Source organism: Acinetobacter calcoaceticus, from assembly GCF_051947995.1.
In the GTDB taxonomy this organism is placed as follows: domain Bacteria; phylum Pseudomonadota; class Gammaproteobacteria; order Pseudomonadales; family Moraxellaceae; genus Acinetobacter.
In genome coordinates this window covers 250316-263951 of sequence record NZ_JBLVVH010000001.1, presented here as the reverse complement: position 1 = coordinate 263951, position 13636 = coordinate 250316, and the positions used below count along the sequence as shown (strand labels likewise).

13 protein-coding genes are annotated in these 13636 nt (G+C 41.4%); 9 read left to right on the top strand and 4 right to left on the bottom strand.

Features of this window, described 5'->3' with window-relative positions:
• Window positions 1–73 precede the first annotated feature (73 nt).
• The 3 genes from ACNQO6_RS01330 to ACNQO6_RS01320 all read left to right on the top strand — a co-directional run bounded on the left by ACNQO6_RS01330 (window position 74) and on the right by ACNQO6_RS01320 (window position 3019).
• Complete coding sequence (locus tag ACNQO6_RS01330) at window positions 74–259, top strand: hypothetical protein (protein WP_343580235.1); 186 nt, start codon at window positions 74–76, stop codon at window positions 257–259.
• A 329-nt stretch (window positions 260–588) separates the two neighbouring features.
• Window positions 589–1908, top strand: a complete 1320-nt coding sequence (locus tag ACNQO6_RS01325) for an NCS2 family permease (protein ID WP_440207878.1) — start codon at window positions 589–591, stop codon at window positions 1906–1908.
• 112 nt (window positions 1909–2020) lie between these two features.
• A complete protein-coding gene (locus tag ACNQO6_RS01320; RefSeq protein WP_343581716.1) occupies window positions 2021–3019 on the top strand; it encodes an adenosine deaminase in 999 nt (332 codons plus the stop codon).
• Between the two features lie 56 nt (window positions 3020–3075).
• Here the strand turns inward: ACNQO6_RS01320 and ACNQO6_RS01315 are convergent, their stop codons facing one another.
• Window positions 3076–3633: a cytochrome b gene (locus tag ACNQO6_RS01315; RefSeq protein ID WP_440207877.1), complete on the bottom strand. Its 558-nt coding sequence runs from the start codon at window positions 3631–3633 to the stop codon at window positions 3076–3078.
• 225 nt (window positions 3634–3858) lie between these two features.
• On the opposite strand from ACNQO6_RS01315, the gene ACNQO6_RS01310 reads away from it, so the two are divergent.
• Entirely contained in the window at window positions 3859–4242 is a 384-nt protein-coding gene (locus tag ACNQO6_RS01310; RefSeq protein ID WP_396512983.1) for a hypothetical protein, read from the top strand.
• 43 nt (window positions 4243–4285) lie between these two features.
• On the top strand, window positions 4286–4852 hold the full coding sequence (gene rnhB / locus ACNQO6_RS01305) for a ribonuclease HII (RefSeq protein WP_343581714.1): 567 nt from the start codon (window positions 4286–4288) through the stop codon (window positions 4850–4852).
• Window positions 4853–4908: 56 nt separating this feature from the next.
• On the opposite strand, the gene csrA is transcribed toward rnhB, so the two are convergent.
• The 3 genes from csrA to alaS all read right to left on the bottom strand — a co-directional run bounded on the left by csrA (window position 4909) and on the right by alaS (window position 9447).
• Window positions 4909–5172 carry a carbon storage regulator CsrA gene (csrA, locus tag ACNQO6_RS01300; protein WP_004771563.1) on the bottom strand — a complete coding sequence of 88 codons (264 nt, stop codon included), beginning with the start codon at window positions 5170–5172 and terminating at the stop codon, window positions 4909–4911.
• A 237-nt stretch (window positions 5173–5409) separates the two neighbouring features.
• Window positions 5410–6690 carry an aspartate kinase gene (locus ACNQO6_RS01295; RefSeq protein ID WP_343581712.1) on the bottom strand — a complete coding sequence of 427 codons (1281 nt, stop codon included), beginning with the start codon at window positions 6688–6690 and terminating at the stop codon, window positions 5410–5412.
• Between the two features lie 66 nt (window positions 6691–6756).
• Complete coding sequence (gene alaS / locus ACNQO6_RS01290; protein ID WP_440207876.1) at window positions 6757–9447, bottom strand: alanine--tRNA ligase; 2691 nt, start codon at window positions 9445–9447, stop codon at window positions 6757–6759.
• Window positions 9448–9704: 257 nt separating this feature from the next.
• Here alaS and ACNQO6_RS01285 point away from each other — a divergent pair, with 257 nt between their 5' ends.
• From ACNQO6_RS01285 to ACNQO6_RS01270, 4 genes are all read left to right on the top strand, one after another.
• On the top strand, window positions 9705–10730 hold the full coding sequence (locus tag ACNQO6_RS01285; RefSeq protein ID WP_440207875.1) for a type I glyceraldehyde-3-phosphate dehydrogenase: 1026 nt from the start codon (window positions 9705–9707) through the stop codon (window positions 10728–10730).
• A gap of 39 nt (window positions 10731–10769) precedes the next feature.
• Entirely contained in the window at window positions 10770–11078 is a 309-nt protein-coding gene (locus tag ACNQO6_RS01280) for a hypothetical protein (protein ID WP_440207874.1), read from the top strand.
• 69 nt (window positions 11079–11147) lie between these two features.
• Window positions 11148–12242 (top strand): hypothetical protein, encoded by a 1095-nt coding sequence (locus tag ACNQO6_RS01275; protein WP_440207873.1) that lies wholly within the window; start codon window positions 11148–11150, stop codon window positions 12240–12242.
• 177 nt (window positions 12243–12419) lie between these two features.
• Window positions 12420–13586 carry an ATP phosphoribosyltransferase regulatory subunit gene (locus ACNQO6_RS01270; protein ID WP_396512979.1) on the top strand — a complete coding sequence of 389 codons (1167 nt, stop codon included), beginning with the start codon at window positions 12420–12422 and terminating at the stop codon, window positions 13584–13586.
• Window positions 13587–13636 lie beyond the last annotated feature (50 nt).

Below are 13636 nucleotides of genomic sequence, written 5' to 3'. Positions count from 1 at the left end.
TTATGCTTGTTTCTACTCTGTTTAATACTTTTTTGTTAGTATTAAAGAAAACATTAAAATAGAGATAATAATAATGAAGATTACACTAACGCTACTTCTGAGTTTTGCCATAATCGTTTTAGGGTATGTAGCCTATACCGATGCGCAAATGAAAAAACGTCAGGAGCTCATGAAAATTGTGCAAGATGCGGAACACAGTCTTGATACAATTCAGCATGATCCCCGTAACCATTTATCCTCGTATAAGGGCAGTAATTAGAAGTCTATCGCTTCACCTAGGGAAGGCGATCCGGTTGTTTACATGAGATTGTCGATTAAGTGGTCTTTTTTTACTTTGCGATGCGCAAGTTTTAAATAGAATCTGTTAAAATATTTACCACTAAATAAAAAGCTGCATCAAGATATGCGGCTTTTTACGTTTTGATAGCGAAATTAAATTTATACATGTTGTCTATGTAACAAGTACCAAGCTGGCATATAGATTGCTTTCTAGCTTCGAGTACTCTTTTGTGCAAATTCAAAAAAGATTGTCGCACAAGAGTATAGATTTCACGTCCTACGATCTTAGATTTTAACAGGTGCTATGTTATGACAACGCCTAATGCTTCAGCTGGTTTGTTAGAACGCTTATTTAAATTAAGCGATAACAAAACTAACTTTAGAACAGAAGTTTTGGCAGGTGTAACCACATTTTTAACCATGTGTTACATCATTATTGTAAATCCGCTCATTCTTTCTGAAACAGGAATGGATCACGGAGCGGTGTTTGTTGCGACCTGTCTGGCTGCTGCAATCGGCTGTTTAGTCATGGGGATTATTGCAAATTATCCAATCGCACTGGCACCTGGTATGGGCTTGAATGCTTATTTTACCTATTCTGTCTGTTTAGGTATGGGTGTGCCTTGGCAAACTGCATTGGCTGCTGTTTTTGTTTCAGGGATTATTTTCCTTGCAATCAGCTTCTTCAAAATCCGTGAAGCAATTGTCAATGCGATTCCAATGTCACTTAAATTTGCGATTGGTGGTGGTATTGGCCTGTTTCTGGCTTTGGTTGCTTTAAAGAACTCAGGCATTATTGTTGCAAATCAGGCAACTTTGGTTGGGCTGGGTGATATTACACAGCCAACCGTCTTGCTTGCCTTATTTGGTTTCCTGCTCATCGTAGTATTACATCAGTTTAAAGTACGTGGCGCTATCATTATCAGTATCTTGGCTGTGACAGCAATTGCAACCTTGATGGGCTTAAATGAATTCAAGGGTGTAGTCGGTGAGATTCCTTCGATTGCACCGACATTCATGCAAATGGATTTTGAAGGTCTGTTTACAGCCAGTATGGTGGGTGTGATCTTTGTTTTCTTTATTGTCGACTTATTTGACAGTACCGGTACACTGGTTGGGGTTTCGCATCGTGCAGGTCTATTGCAGGATGGTAAATTGCCACGTTTGAAAAAAGCCTTATTTGCTGACTCAACTGCGATCGTTGCAGGCGCTGCATTAGGTACCTCATCAACGACACCTTATATTGAATCTGCGTCAGGTGTAGCTGCTGGTGGTCGTACAGGTTTGACTGCTGTTGTTGTGGCATTCTTATTTGTAGGCTGTTTATTCCTTGCGCCGTTGGCTCAATCTGTACCAGGCTTTGCAACTGCACCGGCATTATTGTTCATTGGTGTGTTGATGATCCAGGGGATCACCAATATTGACTGGGATGATATTACTGAAGCCGTTCCTGCATTTTTAACGATTGTATTTATGCCATTTGCATATTCAATTGCTGATGGTATTGCCATGGGCTTTATTAGCTATGCACTGGTTAAATTATTCACAGGTAAAGCGAAAACTGTACCATATATGGTCTGGATCATTGCTGCACTTTGGGTGTTTAAGTTCGCTGCATTTGGCGGTTAATCCAAGATTTATTATTTTTACATCATTCTTTGCTTGAATGATTGTTCAGGCAAGGAACCCGAAAAGGGTGTCCATTTGGTAACACCCTTTTTTCTTTAGACGTGGAGTTCATATGAATCAAATCGAGCTGATTCGTGCCTTACCTAAAGCCGAATTGCATGTGCATATTGAAGGGACTTTCGAACCGGAACTGATGTTTGCAATTGCACAGCGTAATCAGATTCAGATTCCTTATCAATCTGTTGAAGAAGTGAAGCAGGCGTACAACTTTCATAATCTTCAATCATTTCTAGATATTTATTATGCAGGCGCGAATGTGCTGGTACATGAGCAGGATTTTTATGACCTTGCCTGGGCATATTTTGAAAAATGTGCAGAAGATCGTGTTGTGCATACCGAAATGTTCTTTGATCCGCAAACGCATACAGAGCGTGGCGTGGCGTTTGCAACGGTACTGGCGGGTCTGAAACGTGCCTGTGAAGATGCAAAAGAGAAATTAGGCATTAGCTCTCAATTGATCATGTGCTTCTTACGCCATCTGAGCGAAGAAAAAGCATTTGAAACGCTTGAACAGGCTTTGCCTTTTAAAGATGACATTATTGCCATTGGTTTAGATTCAAGTGAGGTGGGGCATCCTCCTTCGAAATTTGAGCGTGTATTTGCCAAAGCGCGTGAAGCAGGTTTCCTGATTGTGGCGCACGCAGGTGAAGAAGGTCCACCAGAATACATCTGGGAAGCGCTAGATTTGTTGAAAGTCAATCGTATTGACCATGGTGTGCGTTCGGAAGAAGATGAACAACTGATGACACGTCTGATTGCAGAAAAGATGCCTTTGACCGTTTGTCCGCTCAGTAATTTAAAGCTTTGTGTTGTGAATGACATGGCTGATCACAACATTCGCCGTTTATTACAGAAAGGCGTTCACGTGACGGTTAATTCAGATGATCCTTCGTACTTCGGTGGTTATATGAATGATAACTTTATTGCCATTCAGCAGGCGCTGGATCTGAGCAATGAAGAATTAAAGCAGCTTGCAATCAACTCTTTTGAGGCTTCATTCATCTCTGATGAAGAAAAGCAAAAGTGGATTGCTGAAGTCAACACGCTTTAATCGTCCAGATCATTAAAAAAACCGCTTCAAGCGGTTTTTTTAATGATCTGAACATTTTATTTTTTAGGCTGGCGTAGCATGCTGAGTAGCACATTATCTTTATCAATTACATGATGTTTGATGGCCGCTAAGGCATGCCCAGCAACCAATAAGCCTGCAAACCATGAAAGATAAATATGGATGGGTTTAACAATGGCCATCAGATCGGGGTTGTCCTGTACTAAGCGTGGAATTTCGAATAAATACAGAACGGGTGCAGGGTGTCCGGCACTCCAGCTAAATAAACAGCCGGTAATCGGTAAAGCTAATAACATTAAATACAGCAAGAAATGTCCAATATGGGCCAAGCTTTTCATCATGGGTGACATGGTGTCTGGCAGTTGCGGAACGGGGTGGGTGTAGCGCCAGAAAATCCGGATCACCACCAAGAAAATAATCGTCGTGGCAATATTCTTGTGAAGTGTGATGACATCGCCTTTAAAGCTGCCATCAACCTCATAGCTCAGAAAATTACCACTGTAAAAACCAATCAACCAGGCAGTGATAAAAATTGCAGCCATGAGCCAATGAATAACTTGTGCCGTACGTGTGTAATATTGTGATGAGGTTGACATTGCAACATCCTGGCATTTTTATAAATGGATTTTTTTATTCTAATAACACCTTGTTATTTCTCATACAATGGAAATGTAACGGAGCGTTTTATGCTTAGAACGGTTATACAAAACCTTGCTCAGTTATAATTGTTATATTATGTAAAGTTTGCGCTGAGTCATATCATAAAGCCACTCATTTAGGCACAATACGCCTGCCAAAAATTTAGATACAGGTAAGAAATCATGAAAAAGTTGGTACTTATTGTTGCCCCTGTTGTTTTAGCTTTAACAGGATGTGTAACACCAGATGGCAGCAACTCGGCTGGCACGACATCTCAGCAATTGGGTATGGCGGCATTAAAAGTTGCGGTAAATGCAAAATGTATTAATGAGATTAATACCTTACCGGCTTGGAAAACAGCAACACGTGTAATGACAGCTGAACAACGTGAAAATATCCAGACTGAGGTCTGCGGCTGTGTTAGCGAAAAAGCGCCAAACAGCGTAACAGCAGTTGAATTAGCGACAGCTGCGATTGATCCTACTGCTCGTGCAACCATTGTGACTCAAGTGGTTTCACAAACTGTAAATGCATGTGTGGCGGAAACGTTTAAGAAAGCAGGTTAATAAGATCAGGCTGAGTCATCAGCCTATTTTTGAGAGAAGTAGTATGACAATTGCGGGTGTAGATGAAGCGGGACGTGGGCCACTTGTGGGTTCTGTCGTTGCCGCTGCCGTCATTTTAGATCCAAATAATCCGATTCAAGGTTTAAATGATTCTAAAAAACTAACAGAGAAGAAGCGCGAAAAATTATTCTTGGAAATTCAGGAAAAGGCATTGGCATGGTCTATTGCTGAAGCAACCCACGCTGAAATTGATGAGTTTAATATTTTACAGGCGACTTTTCTGGCAATGCGTCGTGCGGTAGATGGTTTGCATACCCAGCCGTTAAAAGTGATTGTAGATGGTAATCAGATTCCAAAAGGAATAACGATTGCGTGTGAAGCAATTGTCGGGGGAGATGCAAGTCATGCCGAGATCAGTGCGGCCAGTATTCTGGCCAAGGTCACACGTGATCGCCAGATGCAGGTGCTTGACCAGCAATATCCGGACTATGGCTTTGCCAAACATAAAGGATATCCAACCAAGGCTCATTTTGAAGCGATCGCGGCCCATGGTGTGATTGATGAACACCGCCGCAGTTATGGACCAGTGAAAAAAGCACTAGGTCTATAAACAATTAAAGCGACTATAAATAGTCGCTTTAATTGTTCAGAAAAGAATTCTGCACATTAACGGTTGAAGTTATTATGACGAGGGAACTCGTTATTATCTTCTTCATAAGAATGTTGATAATCTTGATCAAGATGTTGCAGATGCTCATGCATGGCACGTTCATGTTGGATACGTTGGTAAATTTCCTCACGATGCACAGAAACTTCTTTTGGAGCATTTACACCAATACGCACCTGATTGCCTTTTACGCCAAGCACAGTAACACTGACTTGATCCCCAATCATTAATGTTTCTCCGACACGACGGGTCAGAATCAGCATGTTTATCTCCTTGCTAAACGCTTAAACTTGCGACAGGGAATTCATTGTTCGAAAGCACAGCCTAATATACAGAAAATTCTAACAGAAATATGTAAAAAACATTCTTTTTCGTAAGTTCTGTGAGAATCTTCTTAAAAACCTCAGGGCTAATATAACAGAGCCACTATAAAAAAAACTATAGTGGCTCTGTTTTTTTTCTTATTTACTCACAAGTAAATATGTTTAAGCAGCTATTAATTAAGCACGAGCACTGCTTTCACCGTGTTCACGGTCAAGGCCAAAAGCTGTATGTAAACAACGAACTGCCAACTCAAGGTAGTTTTCTTCGATGATGACAGAAACCTTAATTTCTGATGTAGAAATCATGAGAATATTAATGCTTTCTTCAGCCAGTGCAGTGAACATTTTGCTCGCTACGCCTGCATGAGAGCGCATACCGACACCCACGATTGACACTTTTACGATGTCATCACGCGTTACGACTTCACAACCTTCAATGCTATTAGCGGTTTGGTCTAAAATCGCTTTTGCTTTTGCCAAGTCGTTACGGTTGACCGTGAAAGTGAAATCAGTTGTACCATCTTCTTCAACATTCTGGATGATCATATCCACTTCAATGTTGGCATCACTGATAGGTGACAAGATTTTAGAGGCAATACCTGGCTCATCAGGAACACCCAAAATGGTTAATTTTGCTTCGTCACGGTTAAATGCAATACCTGCAATGATTGGTTGTTCCATGTCGTCTTCTGCCTCAGTCGTAATTAGTGTGCCTACGTTTTGTTTGAAATCTTCATCAAATGCGCCATCATCTTCATTATCAAAGCTTGATAATACGCGTAATGGCACTTGATATTTGCCTGCGAATTCAACAGAGCGAATTTGTAACACTTTTGAACCTAAAGATGCCATTTCAAGCATTTCTTCAAAAGAGATACGGTCGACTTTTTTCGCTTTTGGCGCTACACGTGGGTCAGTGGTATAAACACCGTCCACATCGGTATAGATCTGACATTCATCTGCTTTTAATGCCGCTGCAAGGGCAACACCAGAAGTATCTGAACCACCACGGCCCAGTGTTGTGATATTGCCATTGGCATCATAACCTTGGAAGCCAGCAACAACGATTACACGTCCTGCATCTAGGTCGGCCGTCATCACATCGGTATCAATCGATTCAATACGTGCTTTGGTAAACGCGCTATCGGTTTTGATCCCAACCTGACGACCTGTATATGATTTAGCTTCTACACCAATTGAATTCAGTGCCATAGCTAACATGGAAATCGTTACTTGTTCACCCGTTGACACCATTTGATCTAATTCACGTGGGTCAGGGGTGCTGGTAATGGCTTTGGCAAGCGCAAGTAAGCGGTTGGTTTCACCACTCATTGCAGATACGACCACGACCACCTTGTGACCATGATCATGCCAGCGCTTGACACGACGAGCAACATTTAAAATGCGCTCAGGAGTACCCATAGAGGTACCGCCATATTTTTGAACGATTAATGCCATAGTTGTTCCATATAAGCCATGACCCTGAGAGGCATCAGGGTCAGTTACACAAAAGTGAAGTTCTGTTTATTGCTCAAGCCAGGCAGGTAATGCTGCCATCACTTGATCAAACTTCTCGTTAAGTGGCGCGCCACCTTGTGCTAAGTCAGGTTTACCACCACCTTTACCACCCAGCTCTTGAGCCAAGTGTTTGATGATGTCACCTGCTTTTAGAGTTGCAGCATATTGTTTAGCGACAGAGGCGATTAAACTCACTTTATCACCATCAACACCAGCTAAAATAATGACTGCATCTTCCAATTTTGATTTTACGCTGTCATGTAGATTGCGTAATGATTTGGCATCCAAACCTTGTACAGTGGTAATCAAAGTTTGACGACCCGCAATTTCTTTTACTTGATCCAGTAAGTCAGCCGCCTGGAAGCTGGCTAATTTTTGGTTAAGTTGCTCGATTTGCTTTTGCAGGCTAGACGCGGTTTCGACAATCGCTTCAACTTTTTCAACTGTCTGATCTTTTTGTGCTTTTAATAAGCCATTGATGGTTTGGATATCAGTTTCAGCTTTTTGAACCACTTCAAGTGCTTTGGAACCCGTCACGGCTTCAATACGACGAACGCCCGCAGCTACGCCACCTTCAGAAGTGATTTTGAACAAGCCAATATCACCCGTGCGCTTCACGTGAATACCGCCACAAAGTTCGATTGAGAAGTTTTTCTCTTCAATCACTGAACCCATCGACAATACACGTACTTCTTCGCCATACTTTTCACCGAACAGCATCATTGCACCTTTGGCTTTTGCTGTATCGATATCAAGCAATTCAGTGGTTACCGCAGTATTTGCAATTACTTCAGCATTAACTAAGCGCTCGATCTGTTGCAACTGTTCAAATGAAACAGGTTGATCATTGGCAAAGTCAAAACGTAAAACGTCACTTGCAACCAAAGAACCTTTTTGTTGAACATGCTCACCAAGAATCTGGCGTAAAGCTGCATGTAAAAGGTGAGTCGCTGAGTGGTTACGCGCTGTTGCAGCACGGATGTCGGCTTTCACCGTTGCTTCAACATTTTGAGCTGCTTTTAGGCTACCCATGGTCACGATACCTTGATGGACAAAAGCACCACCAGATTTTTTAGTATCTTGTACTTCGAAGATACCGGTATCGTTCTTGAAGATACCTGTGTCACCGATCTGACCGCCGCTTTCCGCATAGAAAGGGGTTTGATTTAGAACGATAAGTGCTTCGTCACCTTCGTTGATTTCATCAACCTGAACGCCATCTTTGTAGATCGCAACAATTTGACCTTGGCCTTGAGTCGCGTCATAGCCATCAAACTGAGTTTCGCCTTCAACTTTGACAATGCTGTTATAGTCAACTGCGAATTTACCTGCATCACGTGCGCGTTGACGTTGTGCAGCCATTTCAACTTCGAAGCCAGCTTCATCAATGGTCAGATCACGTTCACGTGCAATATCAGCAGTTAAATCAGTTGGGAAACCGTAAGTGTCATACAGTTTAAATACGGTTTCACCTGGAATGACATTGCCTTTCAGTTGAGCTAATTCACCTTCAAGTAATTTCAGGCCTTGCTCAAGTGTCTTCGCGAATTGCTCTTCTTCTTTCAGCAGTTGCGCTTCAATGCGTGCTTGCTGTGCAGCAAGTTCTGGATAAGCATCGCCCATCACTTCAATCAGCGGTTGCAACATCTTGTAGAAGAATGAACCGGTCGCACCGAGCTTGTTACCATGACGTACTGCGCGACGAATAATACGACGCAACACATAACCACGACCTTCATTTGAAGGGTTAACACCGTCAGCAATCAGGAATGAGCATGAACGTGCATGGTCTGCAATCACTTTTAAAGAGGCAGGGTATTCAACTGGTTTATTTTGAGCTTTCGCTTCAGCTTCAATTGCAGTGGTATCTAAACCAATGATTTCAGCTGCTGCTTTTAATAAGTGTTGGAACAGGTCAATTTCATAGTTTGAATTAACGTGTTGCAATACCGCAGAAATACGCTCCAAGCCCATACCTGTATCGACAGAAGGTGCTGGAAGAGGGTGCATCACACCATCTGCAGTACGGTTGAACTGCATGAAAACGTTGTTCCAGATTTCGATGAAACGGTCGCCATCTTCTTCAGGTGAACCCGGTAAGCCACCCCAGATGTGATCGCCATGATCATAGAAAATTTCAGAACATGGTCCACATGGACCTGTATCACCCATTGCCCAGAAGTTATCTGATGCGTACTGTCCGCCTTTATTGTCTCCAATACGGATAATACGATCTGCATCTAGGCCGATTTCTTTATTCCAGATATCAAAGGCTTCATCATCAGTGTGATAAACCGTGACATATAAACGATCTTTCGGTAAACCTAACCATTGTTCGCTGGTCAAGAATTCCCAGGCAAATTTAAGCGCGTTTTGTTTGAAATAATCACCGAAAGAGAAGTTACCTAACATTTCAAAGAAGGTATGGTGACGTGCGGTGTAACCTACGTTATCGAGGTCATTATGCTTACCGCCTGCGCGGACACATTTTTGTGATGAAACGGCACGGACATAATCGCGCTTTTCTAGACCTAAGAAACAGTCTTTAAACTGGTTCATACCAGCATTGGTAAATAGCAACGTTGGGTCGTTGGCGGGAACGAGAGAACTCGACGCGACGCGTGTATGCCCTTGCGATTCGAAATAACGCAAAAATGCTTCACGGATTTCAGCTGATGTCATAAAGCGAGTACTCACAACCAAGACACTCCATAATTTTGAATTTGGCTATATGCAACAAGGTACGTTGTTTTTAAGGATTTACAATCGAACCCGGTGCGTGGCATAGATTTTAAAAGTGCTAAATTATAACGGAAAATACCCGCCTCACCAACGATTTTACAAGCAATATCATATAAAACTGTGTTTAAGCTAAAAATCTATATTCAATAGGGCAACTGATGTTTTACCATATAGCACAGAAAAGATGATGTTTTGATGAATAAGGACGCTACATGCAACGTATCGCTATCAATGGATTTGGTCGAATTGGTCGGAATGTATTACGTGCATGGTTTGAAAGTCCTAAACAGTTTCAGTTTGAAATCGTTGCGATTAATGATGTAGCAGATGTGCAAACGCTGGTACATTTATTTAAGTACGATACCACGCACGGTCGCTTTGCTGGACATGTTGAAATTCTGATTGAAAATGAATGTATTTTTCTGAACATTCAGTCCAATCAACGCCAATTAAAACTACAAGTTCTGAAGCAAGAGCAACCTGAATTATTGCCGTGGGCAGATTTAAATATTGATGTAGTACTGGAATGTACCGGTCTATTCCGTTCACGTGTCGATGCAACCCGTCATGTCGAGGCAGGTGCGAAGCGTGTCATTATTGGGGCGGCGCCTTTTGACTCTGTAGATGCTGCGATTGTCTATGGTGTCAATCACAATGAGGTCAAAGCAAGCGATCAGATCATTTCCAGTGTCTCATGTACCACACAGGCTTTAGTGCCGCTGGTTAAAATTATTGATGATGCCTTTGGTATTGATACTGCATTAATGACAGAAATACATGCAGTTACAGCGGACCAGTCAGTATTGGATCATGCGCACAGGGATTTGCGTCGCGCACGTGCGTCTGGGCAAAATATTATTCCAACAACATCGAGTGCATTAGGTGCGCTAAAACAGGTCATGCCAAAAATGGAAGACCGGATTGATGGTTACTCTATTCGTGTACCGACCATTAATGTGGCAGCGATTGATTTAAGCTTTGTTTCGCACTCAGCCATTACCGTGCATAAAGTCAATGAAGTTCTCACTAAAGCGGCTCAGTTTGATTATGCGCAGATTATGCAAGTGACAGATGAGGATCTGGTGTCGAGTGACTTTAATCATTCACCTTATTCTTTAATTGTGGATTTAACCCAAACCATGGTGGTGGGACACCAAGCAAAAGTTTTTGCGTGGTATGATAATGAGTGGGGATATGCAAATCGTTTACTGGATTTGTGTGAATCTTTTTGTACTTAATATTTTAAATAAGATATAAAAAATAATGTGGGGTATTCAATGACATTGATTTGGGGATTTATTGTTATTTTATTGGTGGCGGTGGTTTTTTTATTCTGGCTGCAGTTTAAAAATGTAGACGTACAAAACCAAAACGTTCAAGTTTTGCATCTTGAAGAAAAAGTTGTGCATTTGGAGTTACATCTTAAAAAGAGTCTGGAAATTATGCAGGACCTTGCCAAGAAAATGCATGTGCAACAGGAAGTGCTGGATCGGACCGTGGCAAATATGGCGGCATTAGAAAAGCAAAATGTTGAAATGGTCAATGTGTTAGAAATAATGGTGAAAGGTAGTAACAAGAGCCATTAAAATACATTTTGTATGATATGGTTGATTTATATAATATGATTTTTATAACAAATAATATGAAGTGATTTTATGAAGTCGAATTTTAAAAATAAGGGTATTTGTATTCTCGCAAGCAGTCTGCTGCTATCGGCCTGTGGTGGGGGGGGCTCTGGTCATAATGACGGAGCTAAAGTTGAAGAAAAACCAACTCAGGAAGATGTGCTTTACCAAGTTTATTATCAGGAACCCAAACCTACTGACAATATTGTTGAAGACTATTTTGAGATAACAAACTATTTTATTAAGAATAATCAGATTAATTTTAATAAGTCACATAACGAGCCGTTAGATCAGAAGGTATTGACTGAAACAAAAGTGATAGCAAAAGGTACGCCACAATCGAATGTCGTTAAACGGCTATCTTCTACGCAATGGCTTTATGAACGCACACCTGAACTTAAGCAGAATTTAAACTTTCAACTGGTAAAATTAGAAGGTCAAAATATTTTTGATCGGGTAATGCCGGGTTATAGAGATCATTTTGATTTAACAGCGAATCCTGATCGACTTGACCAGAATTTAATTAAATTTTATTCCACTTATAAAGATGCTGTATTTCCTCAGGGGAGTTACTGTTATCGACTAAAACAGAGCCAGTGGAATCAAGCTTATATTGAATCTGATTTTTCCTTCTCTGATTCTCCAACTTTTAATGAGCAGAAGCGGCAAATTATAGATCGATATAATAATCTGGGCGAGGATAAGAAGTATTTCAGACTTTTAGATACACAGTGGCATGGTTATAAACTGATTGGATTGGAAAACTTAGAGACGGCTGAAACAGACAGTAAATTAGGAAATAGTGAAAATCAAAGTACCAATAGCCAATTTTTTTCTAGTCATGTATGGGATGCAGACAAGCATTTAGCCTATGAAAAAAGTCATCCTTATCAAGGTGTAGATAGCCCAATTGATTTATGGATAAAGCAAAATCAACGTTTGAATAATGCCAAATTAGAGAACGGCTGTTTTGCATTCAATACTCAGGCAGCTGATGCAATCAAAAAATTGAATCTGATCAACTGGAAGCAAGGCGATAGTTCAGATGTTGGGCAGTTCTTAGGGATAAGAACAACGATGAGACTTTCAAATGTAATCACTCAATCTGTTGAATCTAATCATTAATTTTATATTCGAGTTGAGATAGACGGATTATAAAACTATAAAGATTTATGCAAATTCGAAGGTGCATCACATAAATCTTCGTGCTACACTACGCTGAATCGGGCATTCACCCGATTTTTTTATGTGGTTGCTTTTTGTGTGGATGCCTCCACATTGAACAGATTTTAGGTTTGGAACATGACCATTTCAGAGACGTGGTTGCTCCCTGACGGGGTAGCAGATGTATTGCCCGAACAAGCGCAAGTTGTTGAAACATTGCGTAGAGAAGCGCTAGATTTCCTCGCAGTTCGAGGTTATCAATTGGTGTATACACCATTTATTGAATACATTGAATCGTTGTCTTTACTTTCAGAATCGAATCAAGATTTAGATCTAGTTACGTTCAAGGTCATTGACCAGCTGTCAGGCCGTTTGCTTGGCGTTCGTGCGGATATGACACCGCAAGTTGCACGTATTGATGCCCATGTACGTCCAGTCGAAGGCGTGGCGCGTTATTGCTATGCAGGTTCAGTCTTGCATACCAAACCACAGAATTTTAATGCAACGCGTGCGCCTTTACAGTTAGGTGCAGAGTTGTATGGTCATGACAGCATCGAAGCTGATGTAGAAATGGTCAATGTAATGCTCGCTTTGATTGAGCACACACATACGCTTGAAGGAGCGCATCTAGATCTGGGCCACGTCGGTTTATTCCGTAGTCTGGTGAAGCATGCGGGCCTGAATAAAAATACCGAAAGTGAACTTTCTGACTTATATCAGCGTAAAGCCTTGCCTGAGCTGGAAGAATTTACCCAGAGTTTGGCGATGGGTGCAGATTTTTATGCTTTAGGTCGTTATGCAAGTGATCTGGATGCATTGCAGGCACATTTAAGCCAGGAAATTTTAAATGATGTTGATTTCAAGATTGCCTTTGATGCATTGAAAACAACATTGGCGCAAATTCAGTCAAGCTGGCCGAATCTGAATGTAGGTGTCGACGTGGTTGAATTACGTAGTTACCACTATCACACGGGCTTGATGTATGCCATTTATGCACCAAATCGTGCTGCGCCACTGGCTCAAGGTGGGCGATATGATGGTATTGGTGAACACTTTGGTCGTGCCCGTCCAGCAACAGGTTTCAGTTGTGATTTATATGCGCTAGGTGCAACACAGTTTGTCGACATCGAAACTGTTGTCGCGCCAAAAGGCAATCAACAAGATTTATTTAATGCAATTGCAGATGCGCGTAGCCAAGGTTTACGTGTGGTGCAATTGTTAGGTAATGATGATTTAAGCTCAGTGCCCTATGCGACCCATCAGATGGTGTCTCAAAATGGTCAGTGGGTGATTGAAAAGATTTAATTGCCAAGTGATTTAAGACTTGGTTTCCAATTTTAACAGCATGATGTAAT